This is a genomic window from Deltaproteobacteria bacterium IMCC39524 (genome assembly GCA_029667085.1).
Lineage (GTDB): Bacteria > Desulfobacterota > Desulfuromonadia > Desulfuromonadales > BM103 > M0040.
In genome coordinates this window covers 355,703-378,716 of record JARUHJ010000004.1, presented here as the reverse complement: position 1 = coordinate 378,716, position 23,014 = coordinate 355,703, and the positions used below count along the sequence as shown (strand labels likewise).

Here is a 23,014-nt window from a genome sequence, read left to right as displayed (position 1 = left end):
GAATTGCCAGTAGCAGAATAAGCGCAAAAAAAATGTGTAAAAGAAGGGGCATGGCGGTTCCATGTTTCATGGTCCATAAAGGCAAGCACGAGACATTCTACAAGCACTAAAGTGTAGAAGAGGCGCATTCTGCGCCTCTTCTCTATGCATGATGTAAGGTTTAGCGGGACTTCGGTAAAAACAAAGGGATTGTCTCGCAAATTTATTTGGCCAGTAAGACATCCTCTTCAAATGTCAGGGTCTGAAAATAATCTGCATTGGTTTCGGCGCGCCGAATCAGTTCCACGCTGCCATCTGTGCGTAGCAGGAGTTCTTTGGGGCGCAACCGGCCATTGTACTGAAAGCCCATGGCGTGGCCGTGAGCGCCGCTGTCGTGAATTGCAAGCAGGTCGCCATCTTGAATCGGTGGCATCTCACGCTGAACAGCGAACTTATCGTTGTTTTCGCAGAGTGAGCCGGCGATGTCGTAGGTTTCGGATTTTTCCTGGTTGATTTTGCCGATCACGTCAATGTGATGATATGCGTCGTACATGGCCGGACGCATCAGTGATGACATGCAGGCATCAACCCCGACGTATTCGCGGTAGATGCTTTTATGGTTTATGGCTTTGGTGATCAGTGCACCATGAGGACCGGTGACCCAGCGACCGCTTTCCATATACATGCGTGGGGCGTAGCCATGTTCTGATTTGAATTCATCAAAGAGAGCAGTGATCTCTTTAGCCATAGTGTCAAGGTCGAGCTCTTTGTCGGCTGGATTGTAGGGGATCCCCAGGCCACCGCCAATGTTGAGAAATTCGAAACGTATCCCCAACTCTTCTTCTACCAGGGCGGAAATCTGCAATAGCATTCGCGCAGTTTCTACCATGTAAGTGTAATCTCTTTCATTTGACGCCACCATGGTGTGCAGACCGAAACGTTTCCCGCCACGTTCCATTGCCATCTTATACGCTGAGATGATCTGCTCATGGGTAATGCCGTACTTTGCTTCAACCGGGTTGCCGATAATGATATTGCCCGTTCTGCGCGGACCTGGGTTGTAGCGGAAGCAGACGACTTCAGGGAACTCAGGAACCTTATCAATCAGGGAGATATCATCCAGGTTCAGAATGCTTCCACCCTCAGCGGCCGCATACAGGAACTCTTCTTCTGTGGTGTTGTTCGAGGTGAACATGATGTCTTCACCCTTGCCGCCAACCTGTCTGCTCACAATCAGTTCAGGTATGGAACTGCAATCGAAACCAAAATCCAGCTCCTTCATCAGTTCCAATATGCGCGGGTTAGGCAGGGCTTTAACCGCATAGTATTCACGGAAGCCGTCTATGCCGGAGAAGGCTTTTTTAAGTCTCTCTCCTGTCTCAAGAATGCCTGCTTCATCATATATGTGAAAGGGCGTACCGTAGTGTTCGGCAAGATCGGCAGCGATAGGGAAAAGACGGTCCTGAAAAGATTGTGACATGGGCATGATGAAAAACTCCTAGCGGCGGTTGTATGTTGATTTGTTGCCGAGAGATATCTCTCCGCATTATAAAAGGCAAGATATAACCGATCAGGTCAGAAAAGACAAGGGCAAGGCTCAGGAAGGGGGCGTCAGAAAAACTCACCGGCTGGATTATAGGTTTTATTGACGCGTTGGAGGAGATGTCGTTGCAAGATTCGAGGCATGACTGAGCTGACTATACGAAAGCCAAAGAAGATCGTCACCTTGTGCGAATGTAATGAACCTTTACTGGCGGATGACTTCTGATAACGATCCATCGAAGGAGTTTACAGCAAAACGGCTGCTGCGGCGCCGATTATTCCCGCGTCATTACGCAAGGTCGCCGGCATAACCGTGGTTTTAATGGTCAGTTCTGGCAAGAAGAGGGCGTGGTCATTACTGATTTCTCCTCCGAGGATAAAGAGATCGGGCCAGAGAAGGTCCTCAAGGCAGTGCAGGTAGTTATCGAGGCGTTTCGCCCATTCAGAATAAGAAAGATTCAGCCTTGTTTTGACTGCTGCCGAGGCGAATTCTTCCCCGCTGCCGCCGTTCAATTGGATATGGCCGAACTCCGTGTTGGGAATCAGGGTGTTGTTTCGGAACAGGGCTGTCCCCAAACCTGTCCCGGCTGTAACAACGATCGTTGTTCCAGAGGCGTTACGACCTGCTCCGTAATGCATTTCAGCAAGACCGGCAGCGTCAGCATCATTGAGGACAAAGACCTTGCTCCGGGTTTTTGCAGAAAACGCCTCGATCAGGTTCGTGCCAATCCAGGCCGGGTCTATGTTTGCTGCAGTGCACGCGATGCCGTTGCGTATCACAGCTGGAAAGCCGCAGCCGATTGGCCCCGTCCAGTTTAAGTCAGCAACGAGCTTGGCGATGATATTGCTGACCGCCTCCGGTGTTGCTGGTTGCGGGGTGGGTATGTGCAAACGCTTTTTGACGAGAGTGCCGTTAACAGGGTTGACCAGAGCGGCTTTGATGCTCGATCCGCCTATGTCTATGCCGAGGACATTCATCTCTTGCTTAGTGGGCGGAGAAGCCGAACCATTGCGGCCAGACAACCAGGATGCCAAGCACGATCATCTGTAGAATAATGAAAGGCAATACACCGTAGTAGATATCCGTCGTCCGAACTTCGGGAGGAGCGACGCCTTTCAGGTAGAAGAGACTGAAGCCGAACGGCGGAGTCAAAAATGATGTCTGCAGGTTCATGGCGACGAGGATGGCGTACCAGACCGGATTGATGCCGAGGTTGGCGGCGATCGGTGCCAAAATAGGTACGATGATGTAGGAGATCTCAACAAAGTCGATAAAAAAGCCGAGAACCATGATGAGCAACATGGAAAGGATTATGAAACCCCATTTCTCGCCCGGTAGGCCCATCATGAATTGTTCAACGACCCAGTCGCCGCCGGTATAGGTGAAGACCATGGAGAAGGCGGTGGCTCCGATCAGTATGGCGAAGACCATGGAGCTGATCTTGATGGTTTCCAGGGAGCTGTCCCAGAGCATACGAAATGAGAATTGCTGGTAGAGAAGGGCCAGGACAATCGCGCCAATACCACCCACCGAAGACGATTCGGTGGGAGTCGCCACTCCTGTCAAAATTGAGCCGAGGACAAGGATGATCAGGACCAGGGGGGGGACGATTGCTTTGAGCGCATGGACGATCTGTTGCATCTTGCTGCCGGTTGATGCTTCGAGGCGGACGGGGGGGGCCAGGTCTTTTTTGAATAAGGTGATAATGACGATGTAGACAACGTAGAAGGCGACCAGCGACAACCCCGGCCAGAGCGCCGCCTTGAACAGATCGCCGACCGGTTCCTGAAAGACATCACCGAGGATGATCAGGACGATTGATGGCGGGATGATCTGGCCTAAAGTGCCTGCGGCACAGATTGATCCGGTGGCAAGGCGCTTGTCATAGTTGTGCTTGAGCATGACCGGCAGGGAAATGACCCCCATAGCAACCACGCTGGCTCCAACCACCCCGGTGGACGCCGCCAGGAGTGCTCCCACCAGTACGGTCGAGATGGCGATACCACCGCGAATTTCGCCGAACAAAAACCCCATCGATTCTAGCAGACGCTCGGCCAGTCGCGATTTCTGTAAGACGATCCCCATAAAGATGAAGAGCGGGATTGCCATCAGTATGGTGTTGTTCATGATTGACCAGATGCGGTGCGGCATCAGGGAAAAGATCTGCGTTCCCTCGGCAAATAGACCAAAAAAGACTGCTACTCCGCCGAAGGTGAAGGCCACCGGGAAGCCCAGAAGCAGCATCGCCAGGGCGGTCGTGAACATTATAAGGCCGATCATATCAGATGTATTTCCATTCCCTCTTGTTAGGGTGTCCGAAAACCTCAGGACACCGGTACGACATAATCATCAGCTACCGTTGCTTGCTGTTGAGCCCTGTACCTTAGCCCTAGAGGATCGCTTTGTCTTCGATATGATGCACCGGAGGCGCTTCGACCCCCCGGAAAATATTAATGTTGTGAAGTATAAAGCCTATGGCTGAAAGGACCAGGAAGACAAAGGAAGCCGGGATCACCGACTTGATCAGCCAACGATAGCTCAGGCCGCCGGGGTCGCCGCTGATCTCTCCGGAGGCAAACGCCTCATGTACGTACCAGAAAGAGCCTTCGATGATCAGCAGGCTCAGGGGGATGAGAAACAGCAGGGCGCCGCCGATATTGACAATGGCTTTCCAGCGTGGCGAGAAATGGTCGTAAAGTATATCGACCCGGACGTGTCCATCTTCCTTGAGCGTGTAGGCCATGCCGAACAGAAAGACCACGGAAAAAAGGTGCCATTCCATCTCCTGCAGGGCAATTGAGCCGGAGTTGAAGAAATAACGCATGATGGAATCGTAGAAGACGTTGACCAGCATGACCAGGTTAAGGAAACCGGCGATCCAACCCATCAGGGTGGAGAAACGATCAAAGAAATTTTCCAGTTTCAGGAGCATAATGTTTCTTGCCTTTTAAACGAAGCTCCCGGCCGAAACCGGGAGCCAGAGTCGGACTATTCGAGGTTGTCCTTGAGATAAGCATAGTCGGAAATCACTGTCCACTTGCGGGCCATTTTCATGTAAGCCCGCTGGGCGTCGAGAATCTCTTTGAATTTGGGGTCACCAGCGGCACTTGCGTCCAGTAGCTCGTCGTTAGCCGTCTTCATGGCCGAGATGATCTCCGGGGAGAAAGTACGGATCTTAACCTCCGGATACTCTTTTTCGATTGATGCCCAGTTGACTGCACTTTCATGATAGGAGCGAGCATACATGTCGTAGGCCGCATACTGCATGGCAACTGTCAGGATCTCCTGCAGGTGTTTTGGTAGTGCATCAAACTTTTCCTTGTTGACCATGAACTGCAGCTCGGTTGCAGGCTCATGCCAACCCGTATAATAGTAAGGGGCAATTTTCTGGAAGCCCATGTTCAGATCGAGAGAGGGACCGACCCACTCGAGGGCATCGATCGTGCCGCGATCGAGAGCTGTATAGAGCTCGCCCGGGGCAATATTGGTGACGACAACGCCAAGCTTGGAGAGAACTTCACCGGCGAAGCCGGGGATACGCATCTTCAGGCCGTTAAAGTCGTCGAGGGTGTTGATCTCTTTGCGGAACCATCCACCCATCTGGTTGCCGGTGTTGCCACCGGGGAAGGCATAGACGCCATGCTTGTCGTAAACCTGCTTCATCAATTCCATGCCGCCGCCGTAATAGAACCAGCCATACTGCTCGGGGGCGATCATGCCGAAAGGCATGGTGGTGAAGAACATGGTGTTGGCATCCTTGCCTTTCCAGTAGTAAGAGGCCGAATGACCCATTTCATACTGGCCGGCTTTAACCATGTCGAGGATGCCGAAGGCTGCTTTGTGTTTGTTGGATGAGTCGATTCGGATTTCCATTTCACCATTTGACATGGTCTTGACCATGTCGGCCATCTTGATAACGGCATCACCGAAGATAGGGAAGCCGGTTCCCCAGGTCTGGGCAAGCTTCCAGACAATGGCTTTCTTCTCAACTTTTTCAGCTTCTGCTTTGGGTGCCTGTTGTTGCTCACCGCAGGCAGTCAGCCCCAGAAATGCGACGCAGACTAACAGGCCGGTAGACAACTTCAGAAAACGCTTCATCTGTTTCATTTTTTCTCCTCCTTCGTGTGTTTTACGACATAATTTGTCTGTCTGAAAATTTCAGACTTTCCACGAGAAACCGTCAATACACAGACCTAAACTATGCCCGAAAACAAGCCGTTGTCAATAACCTGGTTATAATGTTTTCAGGTATTTGCCTGTTTTTCACGGCTTGACGAATACTTCGCGGATGTTACCTTTAATGCTTAGCTTATAGTGATGATTTTAAACCAGGTCAGTCATGGATCGATAATGGGAGATTTTTCGATGAGTAAAGCGATTCGTATGCATGAAACGGGTGGCCCCGAGGTCTTGCGTTGGGAAGAGGTCACGATTGGCCCTCCTGGACCGGGTGAGGTTCATCTGCGCCAGAGTGCCGTGGGATTGAATTTTATCGATGTTTACCACCGCAGTGGGCTTTACCCGCTGCCCGCGCTGCCGGCAACGCCGGGCATGGAAGGTGCTGGAATTGTTGTTGCCACGGGGGAAGGTGTGGAAGGTTTTGTCCCTGGTGATCGTGTGGCCTATGCGGGCCTGCCACCCGGGGCTTATGCGGAGGAACGCCTGATCCCGGCCCATCGTCTGGTGCTTCTGCCCGAGGCCATCAGTGATCAGCAGGCAGCGGGGATGATGTTGCAGGGAATGACGGTGCAGTACCTGTTGCGAAGCACCTTTCATGTCAAGCCGGGTGATACGATTCTGTTTCATGCCGCGGCCGGTGGTGTTGGTCTGATCGCTTGCCAGTGGGCCAAGGCTCTTGGCGCCACAGTCATTGGTACGGTCGGCAGCCCGGAAAAGGCGGAGTTGGCCAGAAAACATGGCTGTGATTTCCCGTTGCTTTATCAGGAAGAAGATTGGGTGAGCAAGGTTAAGGAGATAACTGATGGCGAGGGTGTGCCGGTTGTGTACGATTCTGTCGGCGGAGAGACTTTTATGAAGTCTCTCGACTGTCTGCGGCCTCTGGGGCTTCTGGTCAGTTTCGGTCAGGCGTCCGGTCCGGTGGCACCTTTTGATCCAGCGCTGCTGGCGGCAAAAGGCTCTCTGTTTTTGACTCGACCAACCTTGATGACTTATACCGCGGACCGTGCTGACCTGTTGGCCAGCGCAACGGACCTGTTCGCTGTCGTTGAATCCGGTGATGTAAGGATAGAGGTCAATCAGACTTACCCGCTCAGTGAGGCGGCGCAGGCTCATCGTGATCTTGAAGCCAGGAAAACCACTGGTTCCACGGTGATGCTTGCATAGTCTTTGATGTGTATCTGCCTGGCTGATTAAGTGTTTCTTTTTTTTCGGTAGTCTCAGAGGGATAGATCGTTAAATTGTTGCTCTTTTTGCCTTTTGCTGCAAAAGACCACGACCTGGAAGGCCCTCGACCAGGGCCGGCTTCTTTATTTCTGTTGTGTCGTCTCACTGTTTCACCAGAGAAACCTTTTCAAGAGTCGTTTTGATGCTCAGCAAGCTCTTCGTCACTTAAGACCGGCTGCTTCTGTAACCTCTTGTAATAAAAGTTCTGTCCATAGAGAACCGCTATCGGGTTGTGCCCGGTCACCCGGTCTTTGACCACCAGGGTGGTAACCGGTGCTTCTGAATATTTGTTGAAGAGCATGTCGTGGCCGACGCACAACCCCATGATGATATTCATCTCCATCCCTTCGGCATTCAGAATCCGGGCCTGGGCGATCGGGTTGCAGGCCGGTTCGAAAGTTCCCGGCCTGACTTTGTCTTCTTCTTCGAGGTTGAGTTCAAGCTTGTCGATACTGCCGGCTTTACAACAGGAGGAGTAAGGCTCAAGGTCCTGTGCTCTGAGGATCTCGCATAGCCGATCACACTCATCCAGCAGGCCGATGCAGGTGGCGATGCCGATCTTTTTGTAGCCCATGAGCTTTGCCAGGGCGATGGTGTCTTCGATTCTTGTCCAGCGAGCGTTCACTGCATCGGAACCGGGTACAGGTTGATAGCAAAGGCCCTCGACTTTGGCGGCGACCTGAGCCAGACGAGCGTCAGAATCATCGCCCTGGTATTTGAGAAAGGAACCGTAAATTATCTCTGCATGGGGCTCAGAAGGACAATAAGCCGGTTTGCTCGGTTTATTCTCCGGATCACTCCAGCAATTTGTGGTGCCTTGTTTCTTCCAGATTGTGCTGCAGCTTGAGCAGGTGTGTTGAGGTTTCGGGGTTTTTTCTCGCGACATAAGCTCCTCCCTTGCGACGTCAGTAGTTCTGGAGGATAACCCGCTGTCGGTATGATGTCCAGATTCTACCGTCCTTGCTTTTACATGGGCGTGTTACAAGTAAAGAAAACCGTGCCGCCAGCGCCTTCGATCCCTTCCGCCCAGATCTGCCCATTGTGTCTGTTAATGACCCTTCTTGCGTTAGCGAGGGAGATGGCATCCTTGGGCAGCTCTGCATCGAGGGAGTTGTCTCGAAATGCATCAAACAGACGTTTTGCTTGTGCGTCACTGTAGCCCGTACCGTTGTCACGAACGAAAAAAACTTTCTGTTCATTGCGGTTGAACATGCCTAGCTCGATACGCCCTTTGCGTTCCGCAGGAATAAAATCAATGGCGTTGCAGAAGAGGTTGTGGATGATGAGCCTCAGCATTTTCTGATCGCACCAGTCGCTGAGCCACGGTTGAATCTTGAACTCAAGTTCTCGATCCGGATATTTTTGTTGCAACTCTTCGACAACTTCCTTGGCTAAAAAGTCCAGCCGGGTTTTTTCCCGGTGGGGCTCGCCACAGGTGAGTTCTTTGAGTGCCTGGTTGATGTCGAGTTGTTCATTCAACCTGGAGCTGCAGTTATAGACATTCTCCATGAAAAAACGGGTTTTTTCGTCAAAGTCGTTACTGCATTGGGCTTGCAATAGCTCAACGGTGCTTGTCAGAGACGCCGAGGTTTGACGCAGTTGCCGGGAGAGATTTTCATGAAACTCTTCAAGGTCCTGCCTGACTAGAGACAGGTCTTGCACTCTGCTCAGCAGGGCTGCTTCTTTCTGGGAGGTTTTCGCCAGATAATGTATGCCGAGATAAATGGCTGCCAGGATGAAGGTGCTGAACAGAAGGCGGATAGCCACTTCTTGAGTGGTCGGGGAAAGTAGCTGCTCCTGTATGCTTCCGTCGCTGAAGAGGACCGCGTCAAGAATGACATCAGAGATGACGGCGAAAGGAACCAGAACCATGCCCCAGAGGAATAGTCGGAACGATGATTTTTGGGAAAGAGTCTTGGCCAAAAGGGATAACCTTTTCTCGATAAGGTTTGCTTAATTTAATCACGATCCTTTAATATGGCAAGTGTTCATCCCTCTTAAGAAATCTCTCGGAGGGCAATAAAAAAGATACGGAGCATCAAATGCGTCCGTATCTTTTGGTGAAAGTGACTATGAAGATGGAGGGAAAGTTATGTTGTTTTGCGACGCTCCATGCCCTTATAACCGTTGACCTTCTCAGTGTAGCGGATTGGGTCCTGGCCAACAACAGCCCAGCCGGAAGAACGGTTGAAGCGTTTCACCAGTTCACGGTTCAATAGCAGGTTTAATCCTTTCGGAACAACTCTGCAAAGGGTGCCATCGATGAGTTCAACTTGAATGGTCATGGTTGCCGTTATCTTATCTCGAAGTATTCAGGTGAGGTGAGCCTCTTATAATCAGGCACTATACAGGAGAGCACTCACAATCCTCTCAAAACGGGCGAGAAAGTGGGCACCTCACAAAAAAGATCAGATAATCTTATTGAGAGCATATTCAACAATCCCTTCAGCCCCTAATTCCATAAGTTCCGGAATGATCTTGCGCACTTCCGATTCCTGCATAATTGTTTCAATGGAAACCCAGTCAGACTGGTACAGGTGGGCAATGGTCGGGCGATTCAGGCTTGGCAGAAGATTGACTATTGGTTCAATCTTGTCTCCGGGGGCATTCATTTTCAGCCCAACCATCCCCTCAGCACGGAGTGCAGATTTCAGCATGGTGTAAATGCGCTCAATCTTGGCTCTCTTCCATGGGTCCGCCCAAGCCTCCTTGTTGGCAATCAGGACGGGTACGGATTCCATTAACTCACAGACAATGCGCAGATTGTTGGCTTTGATTGTTGAGCCGGTCTCCGTGACTTCAACAATCGCTTCGCACAAACCTTTGAGGATTTTGGCTTCCGTTGCTCCCCATGAGAATTCGACGTCCACCGGGATGTTGCGTTCGGCAAAGTAGCGTTTTGTGAAGCCGACCAGTTCCGTTGAGATGGTGGCTCCCGCCAGGTCTTCCGGTCTCTCTACTTCGGAGTCTGGACCGACGACCAGAACCCAGCGGGCCGGCCGGCGTGACACCTTGGAGTAGACCATCTCTCCGACTTCGACGACATCGGAGTCATTTTCGCGGACCCAGTCACGGCCGGCAATGCCGACATCGAGTTTGCCGCGTTCCAAGATCTTGGCCATCTCCTGAGGGCGAACCAGGCTGCATTTCAACTCATCATCATCGCTGCTGGGAAAGTAGCTGCGTGAAGAGGTCTTTATATTCCACCCTGCTTTCGCAAGGAGTTCAACGGTCGCACTTTCCAGGCTTCCTTTCGGAAGGCCGAATTTGAGTTCGTTTGACATTTTTAAACCTCATAAGGGCTATGGCCACGGGGTCACAGAGAAAAGATTTTAACCAATAAGGGTCGTTTGAACCGTTAACCCAAAGCTTTTGTTTTCTCCGTGCCTCTGTGCCTCTGTGGCAAAAGATTATTTTTTCTTGTAAACCTCGTCAGGGTCGAAGAGCGGGTTAGAGTGTTCCACCCACTGGTCGTCTTCCCAGCGGACATAGAAACAGCTGCGATTTCCTGTATGGCAGGCTGCCGGCCCATTCTGCTTGACTTTGATGACCACGGTGTCGGCATCACAATCAGTTAATATCTCGACGACGTCCTGGGTGTTGCCGGACTCTTCTCCTTTCATCCAGTACTTTTGGCGGGTGCGGCTGTAGAACCAGGTCTTGCCATCGCGCAAAGTGTTGTTGAGAGTTTTTTCGTCCATGAAGGCGACCATGAGAACTTCACCACTTTCATGGTCCTGGATAATCGCGGGGATCAGGCCCCCCATCTTTTCAAAATCAATCTTAATCACAATCGTGTACCTCCCGGGTAAATTAGTGGAAGCTTTTTATTACCTGCTCATGGTGGTGGTGTCAACTTTTAGGGGCGTGTTCTTTTTCTGGAGCGAACTTGTGGGCGGTTATGAGTTGGTTGTTACTGGATGAAATATTCCCGAACCGAGCAGGCTGGTCCAGAGCTGCAGTCTAACACTACGGTTTCGATCGATTCGGTTTTGTTCTGGTAACTTGACCGGAACTGGACAATAACGTATTCGCCATCTGGAGAAAGACTAAAGGTTGTTCTGTAGCTGACATTTTTGAACTCTCGGGAGATGAGAGGGCCGTAAGCGGCTCTGATGACCTGCTGCCGGTTTTTCCAACGGGCCTGATCGTTGAAAGCCTTGAAAAGAGATGACATGGCGTGCCAGGACTCGTCGTTCAGGTCCTGGTCAAGTTGCTTCAAAAACCCCCTTGCCTGGTTTTCTGCCTGGCTTTGCGACAGAAGGGCGGCGTCTGCCGGTAGAGCAAGAGAGGTAAGCAATATCGCTGTTAGAGCCAAAGCTCTGTGGTCTTTAAACACGTTCCCCCGGATTCAGAGCTGTGTCCTCTAAAGGAGTACAGGTCTGTAATCATTCCTACATGTTAGCAGACGTATCTCAAAAATTTGTCACAGCTGTTGTGAACAAATTCAATTGTCATGTCTATGGATTGATTTCCTCCAGCTTTTTCAAAAGGTCCCCGGGTTCAGACCGGGTTGTATGATCAACACTGATATCGGCATCAATGATCACACCATCTTTACCGATGAGGTAGCGGGCAGGCATCGGCAATGTCCAGCTTGGATCGGCGTTATGACGTTCGAGATCGATTCCGAAGGAGAGATAAATTTCCCGCAAATCGTCCGGAACGGTGAAGACCAATCGAAACTTGTCGGCAATGGCGTTATTCTGATCGCAGAGAACCGGGATGGAGAGGTTGTTCTTTTTGACGATCTGGCGAGCAAACTCCGGTCTCGATGGAGATATTGCCAGCAGGTTGGCGCCAAGGTCAGTAACGGCATCGTAGATCGTTTGCAGAGCTTCCAGCTCCGCGTTGCAATAAGGTCACCAGGAGCCTCGATAAAAGTGGAGGATTAAAGGCCCCTGGGCCAGTAGACGAGCTGAGCTGTAGCTGTTCCCCTGCCAGTCCTGTAGCTCGAAAGATGGGGCTTTGTCGCCTTTGGCGAGGGCTTTGTCGACAATGCCTGAGAGCTCGAGCTGCTTTGTCGTGTGTGCCATGATCGCCGCCGCTTCCGGGGGGATACGTGACAGGGATTTACGTTTCATTTCCTGTAATGTGTTGTTCAAAGTCATGAGAGATCCTTTCACTTGTAATCTCTCGAGCATATCATGACGTCGTGGGATTGCTACTTTTGGAGAGGGATTTGTTGGGATGTGAAGAGAGTGGTTTAGTAGCAGTTAATCTGTTTTTATAAACTGGCCATTTACGATTTTTGCGAGATGAAGGCGGGGTCTTTTGAGGTCACCGTAACGATCGAAAGAGATGTCGGACTGAAGTCCGGCAAAACTCTCAATCTTTAACAGTTCTTGTCGGATCTTTTCGGGGTCAGTCGTTTTTTCAAGAACGCTGAGGAGCATTCTGGTTGCATCGTAGGCATGGAAGGCTGGGAAATTCGGCACAGCGCGAAATCTTTGCCGGTAAGCCTCGACAAAGTTCTGCACTGCCGGCGCCGGATCTGTGACATTGGCACTTTGAATAATGGACAGCCCTTCAACGCTTTTGCCACCGAATTGAACCAGGTCGTCAGAATAGGACCACCCTGTAGCGTAACGAGGTAGATCGATCGATAGCTTTGCCAGTTGCTGGCATATTATGGCCGTGTCAACCGCGTTGGCGAGTATTAATATCCCTTGCGGGTTGGCTTCTGCTGCTTGTGCCGCAAGTTTAATAAAGAGCGTGTCGGAACGCATGTCGAAAGGGATCCTGACGACCTCAGAGCCGTTGTCCCGCTCAATAGCTTCCTGGAAATGGTTGACCCAGTCTTCTGTATAGGCCTTGTTGCCGAGATCGTAGATTGCTGCGATCCGCTTTTTCTCCTGAGACGATATCCGTTCAGCCAACAGCTTCGCTGCCTGGGCGTTGGTGTAATAAACTCTGAAGAAGTAATCGTCGAGACCGTTCAGCTGATTGGTGCTGACCGTGGGGCTGATCATGGGGATTTTGTTCAGGTTGGTTTCAGGAACGACAGCAACGGCTGTCTGGCTGGTCATGGGTCCTATGATTGCCGCTACCTTGCGCCCTACCAGCGAATGGACCGCCTGAAGAGCTGTTTCCTTGTGTCCGCGAGTGTCTTGAATGATTCCTTCTACTTGACGGTTATTGATGCCCCCGCTGGCATTGATCTCCTCTATGGCCAGCTGAAAGCCGTCACGGCCGCTGGTGCTCAATCCTGCGGCGCGTGTCGTCAGACCACCGAGAAAGCCAATCCGGATAGGTTCGGAATCTTGACAGCCTGCTTGAAGTAACAGGCAGGTTGTCAGGAGTATGGCAAGGAAAAGAGCACGCATTCAGACCTCAAGTGTTGATTGTAGCGAGAGATTATCAGTTTCTCACGGTCTTTGCAAGAATGGACCTTGATTGTCTGCTGTTTAAATGTTATGGCGATTTTTTTGTCACCAAAAAAACCGTAAAATCCGGAGATCGGTCTGTTTCTTAGGCCATCATGACGTATATGAAAACGAGCGGGAAGAGGCTGAGGTTGATGCCTGTCAGAGCGTTCAGAGCCATGGCGATATTCATCGTCGCTTTGTCCCTGGTGATCTCATTCCCGGTCTCCAGATCAACGAATCCGACTTGAAGAGGAAAGCCGCAGTGCAGGCGTGTTTTTTCTCCCATATAAACATGAGTTGTCAATTTGAAGCCTAGATAGAACCCAAAAGCCACAGAGCCGACGGCGAGGAAGAGGAGTGCCCCTTTGAAAGCATGCTCACCGAGAAATAGCCGGTAGAGCCCGGTCAGGTTAAAGTAGCCCACGATAATCGCGTTAAGGATTGTTAGCCAGCGAGCCGCCTCCCAGAAAATGTAAGGCCTTGGCCAGTTTGAATTTTTTCTGCGAGAGACTCTGCGGTCAATTTCTTCTTGAGGCATGCCACGTTCGCGCAGGACCCAGGCAACAGATTCATTGTCGCCCTCTTCATGGTCGGTCATTAAATCCAGCAGGTAGCCCGTAGGTAGGTCGCGAAGGTGCTCGAGGTATTTCGGGTCAGAAATGTTCATGATACTTTGATTTTAACCTCTATCGCTCTTCAGCAGACTCTGGGTGCGAGGGCACCGTTGCTGTCGGGGGTGAAGTCAGTCAGGAGGGCAGCGACATTGCCGCAGACTTCCTGTAGCGCCCTCTCTGTGTAGGCTTGCGCAGGGAACAGTCCCCATACCGGCTTTGGCCATGCCTGATCGTCCTGGTAGCGAACGATGTGGTGGATATGAAGTTGCGGAACCATGTTGCCAAGAGCTGCAACATTCAACTTGTCGGCCTGAAAGATTTTTACCAGAACCCGGGAAAGGTGTGACGATTCTTTCAGGAGTTGGCGCTGATCACTCTCCTCAAGCTCATAAATTTCTCTTATTTGCGAACGACGTGGTACCAGGATAAACCAGGGATAGTTGTTGTCATTGATCAGCAACAGGCGACAGAGGGGGAAGTCGCCGATTGTGATGGTGTCTTGAGCCAGTTGCGGATGAAGCTCGAACATATTCTCCCCTTGCCGTTGGCCGGCCTAATTCAGCTTTAATTGTGGGTGATGAAGTCAAGTAGCAGGTTGCTGTTCAGCTCGTTGCTTACCAGGAGTTCCTGGAATTCTTCTTTGCTGGTAACTTCGCTTAAGCGGCAAGTTTGTTCCAGCCAGACCATGATGGCAAAATTTCCAGAGAGAGCCCAGCCCTTTTCTCGTTGCATTGTTTCAAGCAGCATCTTCTCAAGTTGTCGCCCGAAGTCCTGAGTCTCTGCAACATAGTGCGTTGGCCATGCCACCACCCGACGGTCGAGGCTGCTTTCGTATGCCTGTTTGTCCCAGTTGTTCAATTCTGAAAAGTCCACAGTGCACCAGGCTGCCGGTCGCGTTGACAGCAAGGCGCGACAGGTCAGCGGACGTAACGGATAAATTGTACAAGATCCCTTCTGGTTTAGAAATGGGCAGGGACCGAGTTTTTGGCGGTGCTCTTTCAGGTAGCTTTTCAGGTCGCCCCACTCTTTGTGGGCATTTTTTATTCGTTCAACATAACCGGCCAGTGCAGCTGTTTGCTGTGTCGATAATTCTGAAGTCACAGCGACAGCTTCCGGAAAGGTCGCATGGACTGCAAGATGGCAGCAGCCAGAGCAGTTGTCACGACAATAAAGCTGTTTGCCGGAGTCAAGATAGGAGCTGATCCACGCATCGGCAAAGGATACAAATTGGTGATGTTCTTTCAACAGAAGACTCCCTTTTGAAAAGACTCTGAACCCCGGCCCGTTTTATTTTCCTCTGCGACAGTGTAATCTTTTCGGGAGTTTGTCTCAAAAGATAAATTATTCCCTCTGTTAATAATTCCCCTTGCGTGGTTCGAGGAGGTTTCTCCTGTCAGGTTTGTTATCCCTTGCAATCGAGCATTTGTTTGGTTTAATAATATATTATATCGAAAGTTTGTGCCTGTAAATATAGCTGGTAATGCATTTAAGATTAGCGATTTATGATGTCGTACCGCACGGGCAAGGGGGTTCGTGTGGATGACTTTTTTTGAGCTGATTATGCAGGCACAACCAAAAACAATGCTCAAAGTATTGAGCAGAAAGAAGGAGAAGTAGAAATGGCAGAAGGAACAGTGAAATGGTTTAATGATGCGAAGGGGTTCGGGTTTATCACTCAAGATGAGGGGCCGGATGTGTTTGTACATTTTTCCACAATTCAGGGGGACGGCTTTAAATCTCTGGCTGAAGGTGAGCGCGTCACCTTTGATGTTGAAGATGGCCCGAAAGGTCTTCAGGCTTCTAATGTTGTCAAAGGCTGAGATTCTTAACCAACATTTATCGAAACGGGCTCCGCAGAATTCTGCGGAGCCCGTTTTTTTGTGCCAACGAACCCTTGTGATGCTGAGTTTACTCGTTCGCCTCTTCTGTAGCGACAGGCAGATCAATCAGGAGCTTCGTATATTCGCCCTGCCTGCTGTCGATGTTAATGACGCCACCGTGGTTGTTTACGATGTCATTGCAGATACTTAAACCCAGCCCTGTCCCCTGTCCCACCGGCTTGGTTGTAATGAAAGGTTTCATCACCTGAGCCTGTTGTTCTTCCGGAATTCCTGCTCCGTTGTCAAAAACCGTGACCCTGACAAATTCACCAAAATTATTTGCGAGTGGTTCAGCCGTAATCTGTAAATTTTTCTTCGCGTGGTCATCGCGGTGTTTCTCATTGAGCGCGTAGCGTGCATTGCTGAGCAGGTTCAGAAAAAGCTGTAACAATTGTTGGGCGTTGCCTTGCACCAGAGGCAAAGGCTCCACGCGCTCAAAGTTGAACGAGATGCCTTCCTTGGTGAGCTGGCTACCATTCAAGGCCAGGGTTTCATCGATAAGGTTCTGGAGATCAAGCGCTTCAAAACGAACATTATCATCGCGTGCGAAAGCCAGTAAGCCTTTGACGATCATGGCCACCCGGTTTGATTCCTTGACGATGCGTCTAAGAATGTCACGGTCTTTATCGTCCTCGCGACTCCTGTTCAAAAGCAGTTGTGCGTAGTTAATCACGCCGTTGATCGGGTTGTTGACTTCGTGAGCAACTCCGGCTGCCAGTTCACCGAGTGAAGCCAGCTGCGAGGTGCGGAGCGCTTTCGCCTGCAACTCCTTGAGCTCTGTGATGTCGTGCCCGCTAGGCACCAGGTAGATAATCTCAGCCTCGTCATTACGAACAGGGTTGATTGAAAAATCAACGATCCGGGTTTCTCCCGCTTTAGAGATATGAGTGGTTTCAAACTGGACCGTTTCGCCCTGCGCCGCTTTCTGGATGGCCAGCTTGAGATCTGTCAGAGCATCGGGAGAATGTTTCCACCATGGGGTGTCCCAGAAGAGTTTGCCAACGACGGCGTCTTTCTCAACGCCTATGAAGTTGAGAGAGGTACGGTTGGCATCAAGAAGAATCCCATCCGGTGTTAACAACCCGGCAAATTGAGAGGTGTTGTCCTGGACTGTCTGCAGGAGCTTCTGACTGGCATGAAGTTCCCTGGTACGGATTTTAACCAAACGCCGAAGCTGGGCAATAAAGACGAGAGGGATCAGCGTGACCAGCAGAACCCATTTGATGATGTCAGCAGAATTGAGGCCATGCTCGTAGGGGATGACAAACCACTTCTGCTTAATGTGTTTGTGATCTGCAGGTGCAAATGAGCCCATGCCCTTCTCTATGATGCTGACCAACTCTGGCCAGTCCTTGCGGGCCGCCATTGCATAGCTGTCATCGACATAATCTGTGGGCGCGGCAATTTTCAGAGCCGTCAGACCGAGTTCGTCAATCAGGTAACTACCCACGGCCAGGTTCCCTATATAGGCATCGGCTTGACCCGTCGCAACGGCTTCGAGGGCGTCGGCTGTTGTCTCCGTTTCCAGAAGCCTGATCTGAGGAATATCCTTTTTCAGGGTTTCGCCTTCAACAAAGTCATTCTCAGTTGCAACCAGGAGCCCCTGCAGATCCTCCTGGCCCGAGACAAACACACCACTCCTACGGGTAAAAATAACTTCAGGGAAAGTGATATAATCGCGCGTGAAATTCATCGACGCTTCGCGATCCTGGGTGTGTGTGATCAGCAGGATCAGGTCGACGCCATGCTTGTCCTGAAGACTCTGCACGGCGTCTTTCCAGGGCATTTCAGGCGCCGTCCGGAAGTTGAGCCCTGTTCGTTCGCCGATGAGCATCAGGTAGTCGTAGGCCAGCCCCTGGTAGATACCGTCTTCCAAGAATTCAAAAGGGGGATAACTGGTGCTGACCCGGACGTTGATCACAGGGTGTTCAACAATCCATGCGCGTTCTTGTTGCGTTAGTGAGAGAGACCTCTCGGGATCCGCCGGCCAGGCAACCCCTGGCCAAACAAGCAGGAGGGTCAACAGAATAACAGCAATGGGAAAAGTCGTAATACGCATCAGAGTGTCGGCCCAGTTTCTTCCTTGTTGTCGCCCCGGCGCGAGGCAGAGACAAAGAATTCTTCCTTTGCTTAGAGATGAGGGATGAACACCAGTTTATACTTGTCACCCCTCCAAAACAAGACAATCTAGGGGGCTGCTAATGAAAATACTTTTTGTTTTATTTGTGGCACGCACAAGACCGCCTGACGCCACTTACGAACCGCATTTACCAGGTAAATCCGAGAACAGTTGCGCAGGTCGTCTATCGTCAGAACCTGTTCTTTAAGAATCCCGCGTGACAGCAAGTATTCCCGATAGGTCCCCGGCAGCAGCCCCGAGCTGACTGGAGGGGTCATTAACTCCCCTGAAAGTTCAAGCACAAGGTTCGCCTTGCAGCATTCGGTGATCTCTTTCCGCTCATTCCACAGAACCACCTCATCGGCATCCTTTGCTTCGGCCAGGAAGCGTTCATAGAGCTGTCTTCGGGTGGTCTTGTGATAGAGCAGAATGTCCTCAGTATTAACCGGATCAGCTGCAAGTCGGATCTTTACCGGGGCTGATGACGTCGCTGCAAGAGGCAGGTAAGTGCTCTCCAGAAAACCATCTTTATGCAGCAGAAGTCGCACCCTCTGCGGTCTTGCCGGAAAGTTTTCAGCAATTTTGAGCAGATGCTCGATAACCTGTTCGTCGGAAAAGCAGAAATCAAAGTACTCCGCTGAGGCCTCCAATCGTGCCAGGTGCTCGGCCAGGACGAAATAACCTTTCTTCGGTGTCCAGCGCAAGGTTTCGATCAGGGCGAAGTCGCTCAGCGGCTGTTTGAGGACCTCCGCCTTAGCCAGGCACTCCTTGTATTCCTCGTGACTGTCGGAATCCCAGGTGATGCCGGCACCTACGCCATAGGTGCCGATATTGTGTTGCCGGTCGATCAACAGAGTGCGGATCGCGACGTTGAAGCGAGCCTTTTGGCCTGGTGCCAGCCAACCGAAAGTGCCGGTGTAGATGTTGCGGGGTTGCTCTTCGGTCGCTTTGATGATCTGCATGGTTTGTGCTTTGGGGGCGCCGGTGATCGAAGCGCAGGGAAAGAGCGCCTGAAAGGTTTCCGCCAGGGTTGCCTGGCTGCAAGCGGTGACCGTTGAAGTCAACTGCCAGACGGTTGGATATTTTTCCAAAGAGCAGATTTTTTCCGTTTTCACTTCTCCCGGAGGAGCCAATCGACCGAGGTCGTTACGCACCATATCGAGGATCATGATGTTCTCAGCGCGATTTTTGTCCGATTCCAGCAGCGCGTTCGCCAGGCGACGATCTTCTGCGAGGGTTCGACCTCTCGGTGCCGTTCCCTTCATTGGCCGCATGGTCAGATGCTTGCCTTCTCTGCTAAAGAACAGCTCAGGTGAGACTGAGCAGATGGCCCAACGCTCACTTTGCAGGAAGCCGGCGCCACTGGCTTGCTGACCATGCACCAGCTGCAGGAAGAACTCCCAAGGGCTTTGAGTGAAGCTGCTGCGTAGCGGGAAGGTCAGGTTGACCTGGTAGGTTTCTCCCCGGGCAATTGCCTCGCGAATCTCATTGACCTTGCTGGAAAAAGTGTCAGCGCCTTCCTGCGGGTGCCAGTTTGGAAGCGGCACCGCCTCCGAGGCTGCAGGCAGCTCTATCTGCTCCACTTTTGCAAAGAGGCCGAAACGCAGCAGGGGGAAACCCTTTGAAGCGTGAGTTTGCAGGGCATCGTCACAGGCTGGTGCGGCCTCGTAGCTAAGATAGCCTGCGGCATAAAGCCCCTCTTGCTCAACACGTTTTTCAATCTTTTCCAGCGTCGGCAGGACGTCTTTGAGAAGACTGATTTCGATCTCTTCAACAGGGTCACAAAAACGCAACCAGTGGTCTGCCTGAGGATCGTAGAGAACGGCTAGTGAAGGCATGGTGGTTTGTTCGTCAAAAGAGTTATTCGAATTGCGACTGAAAGGCTTTCAGCTGGTTACTCACCTCATCAAGTTCGGCGCGCAGTGCCGCGACCTCTTCTTCCAACCGGGCAATCCGATCATTTTCCGCAGCAACCTTCAGCCTTGCGGGCTCTGTGGGCAGTGCAGCCGATTCTTCAATGTCCGGCAGGCCGGAGAGCAGGTGGGCAAAGCGATGCTCTTTACGGCCGGGTTGGCGAGGCAGTCGCATCACCAGGGGCTCTTCGCGCTCCATCAGGTTCTGCAACAACTCTTCGACGGCCTGGAGATCGCCTACCGGACACATCCTTTCGGCGCGGTTGCGCAGTTCACCAACGGTCTGCGGCCCGCGCAAGAGCAGTTCGGCCAGGATCGCCAGATCTTCAGGGTCCAGGTTCAGAACGGCTTCCAGATTGTGGCAATACTTGGCGGCACGAACACCTTCCGCCGATTGATGTGCCAGCTGTTTTTGCCGCAGACTGTCGAGGGCCCGGATCACATCAGTCTCTTCAAAGAGCATCACCGGGTCACGGTTCGACTTCTGATTGCAGGCATTGGTCAGCGCATTCAGGGTCAAGGGATAGTACTCGGGCGTCGCCAGATCTTTCTCGACCAGGCAACCCACGACTCTGGCTTCAATGTCATCAAGCAGGCGTTCCATAGTAAACCTCTTGTTCTTTCGGTGTTGAAGGTTGCTGTTAATCATAGCCAGATAACTATGAAATGCCAAGGTGCGTAGCTGAGTCTAGAAACCGGGCACCTCAGGTATTTATCGTTTGCGGGGTCGTTTCGGTTGTTTCCTGGCTGGTGCAGCTTGTTTGGCTGCTTGCTTTTGATGACCAAGCAAAGTCGTGATCAGGTCTTCGCGATCGCATTGTCTGAGCGCGGCCAGAACATCCTTACGGCTTTCGGGCAGGTGCCAGAGCAGCAGGGCCTTTTGCTGACGCCGTTCATTCAGATTAAGGGGCACGTGGATGGGTTCACCGCTGAAGGGGTCTCGACCTGTATGATAAATACAGGTGGCCAGGCTGCCCGGGGTGGGGGTGAACTCCTGAACCTGCTCGACGCGCAAGTTGTGCTCCTTAAGAAAGAGGGCGACATCGATCATGTCCTTGAGCGTACAGCCGGGATGTGAGCTGATGAAGTAGGGAATAACGGCCTGCTTCTTCCCCAGGCTCGAGCTCTGTTCACGGAACTTTTGCAGGAATTGTTCAAACACCTGCGGTCCCGGCTTGCGCATGACTTGCGTGACCTTCGGACTGGTCGACTCCGGAGCCACCTTGAGCAGACCACCAACGTGATGTTTGACCAGCTCCGCAAAATAATCCGCTTGCCGATGGAGCAGGTCGAAACGAATTCCCGAGGCGACGAAAAGATGCTTGACGGCCGGGTTCTTGCGGAGTCTGCGGAGCAGGTTGACGGCTCGGTCATCACGGGTGTCCAGATGCTTGCAGATTTGCGGATAAAGACAGCTTTCACGACGACAGGTCGCCTGCGCCTCCGGGTTGCTGCAAAGCATGCCGTACATATTCGCAGTCGGGCCACCAACATCTGAGACCGTACCACGGAAATCCGGGTGCAGGCTCAAGCGCTCAAGTTCTTCCTGCACCGATTGCTCGGAGCGCGACTGAATCGTCTTGCCCTGATGATGGGTTATGGCGCAGAAAGCGCAGCCGCCACAGCAACCGCGGTGACTGGTGATGGAGAACTTGATCTGCGCGTAAGCTGGAATCACGTCCTGGTAGGAAGGGTGCGGCAGCTTGGAAAAGGGCAGGGCGTAGATGCGGTCGAGCTGCTCCTCATCCAGGGGCGAGGCAGGCGGGTTGACCACAAGCTGTCGATTGCCGTGTTCTTGTACGAGTCTTTTGCCACTGAAAGGATTCTTCTCGTCTGCAGCCAGCTTAAAGGCCTTGTTGTAAGCGTCCGTACTTGAGCTGACCTCTTCAAAGGAGGGCAAAATGACAGCATTGTCCGGTGTTGTTTCGGCAAGGAAGGCTGTACCGCGCAAATCAGTGATGGTCTCGAAAGCTTCGCCCGCCAGCATGCGCTTGACGAGTGCCACAAGTGCGGTTTCCGCCATACCGAACAGGAGCAGGTCGGCCTTGCTGTCGACTAGCACTGAGCGCCTGACCTTGTTGTCCCAATAATCGTAGTGAGCCAGACGACGCAGGCTCGCTTCGATCCCTCCGACGACCGTTGGCAGGCCTTTGAAGGCGCCTTTGACTGCGGCGGTATAAGCGATGACCGCACGATTCGGGCGCGCACCGGAACGCCCTCCCGGAGTGTAGGCATCATCGTTACGCACCTTCTTGGCGGCTGTGTAGTGATTGACCATGGAATCCATGGCACCGGCCGAAATTGCCGCAAAGAGCCGTGGTCGCCCCATGACTTTGAAGGCTTCCACATTGCGCCAGTCCGGCTGTGCGAGAATGCCGACTCGCAAGCCTTCGTCTTCAAGCAGGCGCGCGAGCAGTGATGTGCCGAAAGAGGGGTGGTCGATATAGGCGTCCCCGGTGACGAAGAGCACATCGAGTTCGTCCCAGCCTCTCTCGATCATCTCCGCGCGACTGCATGGAATGAATTTATGCTGCCTGGTTTCGCTCACGTAGGGCCTACTTCTTCTGCGCTCTGTTGATCAGATCGTAAATCGCTTCAGCCATCAGCCGATAACCGGTCGCGTTGGGATGAATAACGTCGCTCTTCATGCTGTTGTCACTGAGCAGATCGACAAGAATCTCCTTTTGCAAGGGGATCGTGTGCTGGTCGGCAATTTTCGAATAAAGCTCCGGTACCTGCAGGCCAAAGCCGACCTTCGGCACGCCAACCAGAACGATATCAGCACCGCGTGAGCGGATCAGGGTGATCATCGCATCAAGGTTGCTGCTTGTGGTTGCCTGATTCAGCTTGCGAAGGAAATCGTTGCCGCCGTGGCAGAGGATGACGAGCGTCGGCTTATATTCCTCCAGAACAGCGGGGAGACGTTTTAACCCGGCGGCTGATACTTCCCCGGGAATACCGCCATTAATTACCTGTCTGCCGAGCAGTTCAGAGAGCACGTCCGGGTAGGATTGTCCGGCAGATGCTCCCGTGCCATGAGTGAGACTGTCGCCGAAAGCGAGCACCACGCTCTCCTGGTTGAACGGTTTGATGCCGGGGCCGGAGTCGCAGCCGGTGAAGAGCAGACCAGAAAAAAAGAGCGTGAAAATAAGGAAAATGCTTCGACGCATAATGTCCTCGTGTCAGAATGTGTAT

Annotated in this window: 24 protein-coding genes; 3 read left to right on the top strand and 21 right to left on the bottom strand. The window is 52.0% G+C overall.

The window, feature by feature from the left end; genetic code table 11:
* Window positions 1-202: 202 nt before the first annotated feature.
* The 5 genes from P9J64_12135 to P9J64_12115 form a co-directional block, all read right to left on the bottom strand.
* Complete coding sequence (locus P9J64_12135) at window positions 203-1,465, bottom strand: diaminopimelate decarboxylase (GenBank protein ID MDG5469071.1); 1,263 nt, start codon at window positions 1,463-1,465, stop codon at window positions 203-205.
* Window positions 1,466-1,767: 302 nt separating this feature from the next.
* Entirely contained in the window at window positions 1,768-2,556 is a 789-nt protein-coding gene (locus tag P9J64_12130) for an ROK family protein (protein ID MDG5469070.1), read from the bottom strand.
* A complete protein-coding gene (locus P9J64_12125; protein ID MDG5469069.1) occupies window positions 2,507-3,802 on the bottom strand; it encodes a TRAP transporter large permease subunit in 1,296 nt (431 codons plus the stop codon). The genes P9J64_12130 and P9J64_12125 overlap by 50 nt, the downstream gene beginning before the upstream one ends.
* A 109-nt stretch (window positions 3,803-3,911) precedes the next feature.
* Window positions 3,912-4,454 carry a TRAP transporter small permease subunit gene (locus tag P9J64_12120; GenBank protein MDG5469068.1) on the bottom strand — a complete coding sequence of 181 codons (543 nt, stop codon included), beginning with the start codon at window positions 4,452-4,454 and terminating at the stop codon, window positions 3,912-3,914.
* A 56-nt stretch (window positions 4,455-4,510) separates the two neighbouring features.
* On the bottom strand, window positions 4,511-5,629 hold the full coding sequence (locus P9J64_12115; GenBank protein ID MDG5469067.1) for a TRAP transporter substrate-binding protein: 1,119 nt from the start codon (window positions 5,627-5,629) through the stop codon (window positions 4,511-4,513).
* Window positions 5,630-5,887: 258 nt separating this feature from the next.
* Between P9J64_12115 and P9J64_12110 the strand changes: the two genes are divergently transcribed.
* On the top strand, window positions 5,888-6,865 hold the full coding sequence (locus tag P9J64_12110) for a quinone oxidoreductase (protein ID MDG5469066.1): 978 nt from the start codon (window positions 5,888-5,890) through the stop codon (window positions 6,863-6,865).
* A gap of 187 nt (window positions 6,866-7,052) precedes the next feature.
* Here the strand turns inward: P9J64_12110 and P9J64_12105 are convergent, their stop codons facing one another.
* The 6 genes from P9J64_12105 to P9J64_12080 all read right to left on the bottom strand — a co-directional run bounded on the left by P9J64_12105 (window position 7,053) and on the right by P9J64_12080 (window position 11,225).
* Window positions 7,053-7,811 carry a DUF1847 domain-containing protein gene (locus P9J64_12105; protein MDG5469065.1) on the bottom strand — a complete coding sequence of 253 codons (759 nt, stop codon included), beginning with the start codon at window positions 7,809-7,811 and terminating at the stop codon, window positions 7,053-7,055.
* An 80-nt stretch (window positions 7,812-7,891) separates the two neighbouring features.
* Window positions 7,892-8,848, bottom strand: a complete 957-nt coding sequence (locus P9J64_12100; protein MDG5469064.1) for a HAMP domain-containing sensor histidine kinase — start codon at window positions 8,846-8,848, stop codon at window positions 7,892-7,894.
* A gap of 167 nt (window positions 8,849-9,015) precedes the next feature.
* Entirely contained in the window at window positions 9,016-9,210 is a 195-nt protein-coding gene (locus P9J64_12095; protein MDG5469063.1) for a hypothetical protein, read from the bottom strand.
* Window positions 9,211-9,333: 123 nt separating this feature from the next.
* Window positions 9,334-10,209, bottom strand: coding sequence for an ATP phosphoribosyltransferase (hisG, locus tag P9J64_12090; GenBank protein MDG5469062.1), 876 nt, complete (start codon window positions 10,207-10,209; stop codon window positions 9,334-9,336).
* Window positions 10,210-10,335: 126 nt separating this feature from the next.
* Window positions 10,336-10,716, bottom strand: a complete 381-nt coding sequence (hisI, locus tag P9J64_12085; protein ID MDG5469061.1) for a phosphoribosyl-AMP cyclohydrolase — start codon at window positions 10,714-10,716, stop codon at window positions 10,336-10,338.
* Window positions 10,717-10,838: 122 nt separating this feature from the next.
* Entirely contained in the window at window positions 10,839-11,225 is a 387-nt protein-coding gene (locus tag P9J64_12080) for a DUF4019 domain-containing protein (GenBank protein ID MDG5469060.1), read from the bottom strand.
* Between the two features lie 217 nt (window positions 11,226-11,442).
* Here P9J64_12080 and P9J64_12075 point away from each other — a divergent pair, with 217 nt between their 5' ends.
* Window positions 11,443-11,820 (top strand): hypothetical protein, encoded by a 378-nt coding sequence (locus P9J64_12075; protein MDG5469059.1) that lies wholly within the window; start codon window positions 11,443-11,445, stop codon window positions 11,818-11,820.
* On the opposite strand, the gene P9J64_12070 is transcribed toward P9J64_12075, so the two are convergent.
* From P9J64_12070 to P9J64_12050, 5 genes are all read right to left on the bottom strand, one after another.
* Entirely contained in the window at window positions 11,788-12,036 is a 249-nt protein-coding gene (locus P9J64_12070; protein ID MDG5469058.1) for a redoxin domain-containing protein, read from the bottom strand. The genes P9J64_12075 and P9J64_12070 overlap by 33 nt on opposite strands.
* Before the next feature lie 105 nt (window positions 12,037-12,141).
* The gene (locus P9J64_12065) at window positions 12,142-13,251 is read right to left on the bottom strand and encodes an ABC transporter substrate-binding protein (GenBank protein MDG5469057.1); all 1,110 of its coding nucleotides are present in this window, start codon (window positions 13,249-13,251) and stop codon (window positions 12,142-12,144) included.
* Between the two features lie 145 nt (window positions 13,252-13,396).
* Entirely contained in the window at window positions 13,397-13,960 is a 564-nt protein-coding gene (locus P9J64_12060; protein ID MDG5469056.1) for a hypothetical protein, read from the bottom strand.
* A 29-nt stretch (window positions 13,961-13,989) separates the two neighbouring features.
* Window positions 13,990-14,436, bottom strand: a complete 447-nt coding sequence (locus tag P9J64_12055; GenBank protein MDG5469055.1) for an HIT domain-containing protein — start codon at window positions 14,434-14,436, stop codon at window positions 13,990-13,992.
* Window positions 14,437-14,471: 35 nt separating this feature from the next.
* Window positions 14,472-15,152, bottom strand: a complete 681-nt coding sequence (locus P9J64_12050) for a YkgJ family cysteine cluster protein (GenBank protein MDG5469054.1) — start codon at window positions 15,150-15,152, stop codon at window positions 14,472-14,474.
* Between the two features lie 374 nt (window positions 15,153-15,526).
* Here P9J64_12050 and P9J64_12045 point away from each other — a divergent pair, with 374 nt between their 5' ends.
* Window positions 15,527-15,727, top strand: a complete 201-nt coding sequence (locus tag P9J64_12045) for a cold-shock protein (GenBank protein ID MDG5469053.1) — start codon at window positions 15,527-15,529, stop codon at window positions 15,725-15,727.
* A gap of 88 nt (window positions 15,728-15,815) precedes the next feature.
* Here the strand turns inward: P9J64_12045 and P9J64_12040 are convergent, their stop codons facing one another.
* The 5 genes from P9J64_12040 to P9J64_12020 form a co-directional block, all read right to left on the bottom strand.
* Window positions 15,816-17,846 (bottom strand): transporter substrate-binding domain-containing protein, encoded by a 2,031-nt coding sequence (locus P9J64_12040; protein ID MDG5469052.1) that lies wholly within the window; start codon window positions 17,844-17,846, stop codon window positions 15,816-15,818.
* 128 nt (window positions 17,847-17,974) lie between these two features.
* Window positions 17,975-19,744: an aminodeoxychorismate synthase component I gene (gene pabB / locus P9J64_12035; protein MDG5469051.1), complete on the bottom strand. Its 1,770-nt coding sequence runs from the start codon at window positions 19,742-19,744 to the stop codon at window positions 17,975-17,977.
* Between the two features lie 22 nt (window positions 19,745-19,766).
* On the bottom strand, window positions 19,767-20,423 hold the full coding sequence (locus P9J64_12030; GenBank protein MDG5469050.1) for a YceH family protein: 657 nt from the start codon (window positions 20,421-20,423) through the stop codon (window positions 19,767-19,769).
* 108 nt (window positions 20,424-20,531) lie between these two features.
* A complete protein-coding gene (locus tag P9J64_12025) occupies window positions 20,532-22,367 on the bottom strand; it encodes a YgiQ family radical SAM protein (GenBank protein ID MDG5469049.1) in 1,836 nt (611 codons plus the stop codon).
* A gap of 7 nt (window positions 22,368-22,374) precedes the next feature.
* Window positions 22,375-22,989: an arylesterase gene (locus P9J64_12020; GenBank protein ID MDG5469048.1), complete on the bottom strand. Its 615-nt coding sequence runs from the start codon at window positions 22,987-22,989 to the stop codon at window positions 22,375-22,377.
* Between the last annotated feature and the right edge of the window lie 25 nt (window positions 22,990-23,014).

Coding starts and splice junctions, on each gene's coding strand:
- P9J64_12135 (MDG5469071.1), bottom strand. CDS start 1,465: ATGCCCATGTCACAATCTTTTCAGGACCGTCTTTTCCCTATCGCTGCC.
- P9J64_12125 (MDG5469069.1), bottom strand. CDS start 3,802: ATGATCGGCCTTATAATGTTCACGACCGCCCTGGCGATGCTGCTTCTG.
- P9J64_12120 (MDG5469068.1), bottom strand. CDS start 4,454: ATGCTCCTGAAACTGGAAAATTTCTTTGATCGTTTCTCCACCCTGATG.
- P9J64_12115 (MDG5469067.1), bottom strand. CDS start 5,629: ATGAAACAGATGAAGCGTTTTCTGAAGTTGTCTACCGGCCTGTTAGTC.
- P9J64_12110 (MDG5469066.1), top strand. CDS start 5,888: ATGAGTAAAGCGATTCGTATGCATGAAACGGGTGGCCCCGAGGTCTTG.
- P9J64_12105 (MDG5469065.1), bottom strand. CDS start 7,811: ATGTCGCGAGAAAAAACCCCGAAACCTCAACACACCTGCTCAAGCTGC.
- P9J64_12095 (MDG5469063.1), bottom strand. CDS start 9,210: ATGACCATTCAAGTTGAACTCATCGATGGCACCCTTTGCAGAGTTGTT.
- hisG (MDG5469062.1), bottom strand. CDS start 10,209: ATGTCAAACGAACTCAAATTCGGCCTTCCGAAAGGAAGCCTGGAAAGT.
- P9J64_12075 (MDG5469059.1), top strand. CDS start 11,443: ATGATCAACACTGATATCGGCATCAATGATCACACCATCTTTACCGAT.
- P9J64_12070 (MDG5469058.1), bottom strand. CDS start 12,036: ATGACTTTGAACAACACATTACAGGAAATGAAACGTAAATCCCTGTCA.
- P9J64_12065 (MDG5469057.1), bottom strand. CDS start 13,251: ATGCGTGCTCTTTTCCTTGCCATACTCCTGACAACCTGCCTGTTACTT.
- P9J64_12060 (MDG5469056.1), bottom strand. CDS start 13,960: ATGAACATTTCTGACCCGAAATACCTCGAGCACCTTCGCGACCTACCT.
- P9J64_12055 (MDG5469055.1), bottom strand. CDS start 14,436: ATGTTCGAGCTTCATCCGCAACTGGCTCAAGACACCATCACAATCGGC.
- P9J64_12045 (MDG5469053.1), top strand. CDS start 15,527: ATGGCAGAAGGAACAGTGAAATGGTTTAATGATGCGAAGGGGTTCGGG.
- P9J64_12040 (MDG5469052.1), bottom strand. CDS start 17,846: ATGCGTATTACGACTTTTCCCATTGCTGTTATTCTGTTGACCCTCCTG.
- pabB (MDG5469051.1), bottom strand. CDS start 19,744: ATGCCTTCACTAGCCGTTCTCTACGATCCTCAGGCAGACCACTGGTTG.
- P9J64_12030 (MDG5469050.1), bottom strand. CDS start 20,423: ATGGAACGCCTGCTTGATGACATTGAAGCCAGAGTCGTGGGTTGCCTG.
- P9J64_12020 (MDG5469048.1), bottom strand. CDS start 22,989: ATGCGTCGAAGCATTTTCCTTATTTTCACGCTCTTTTTTTCTGGTCTG.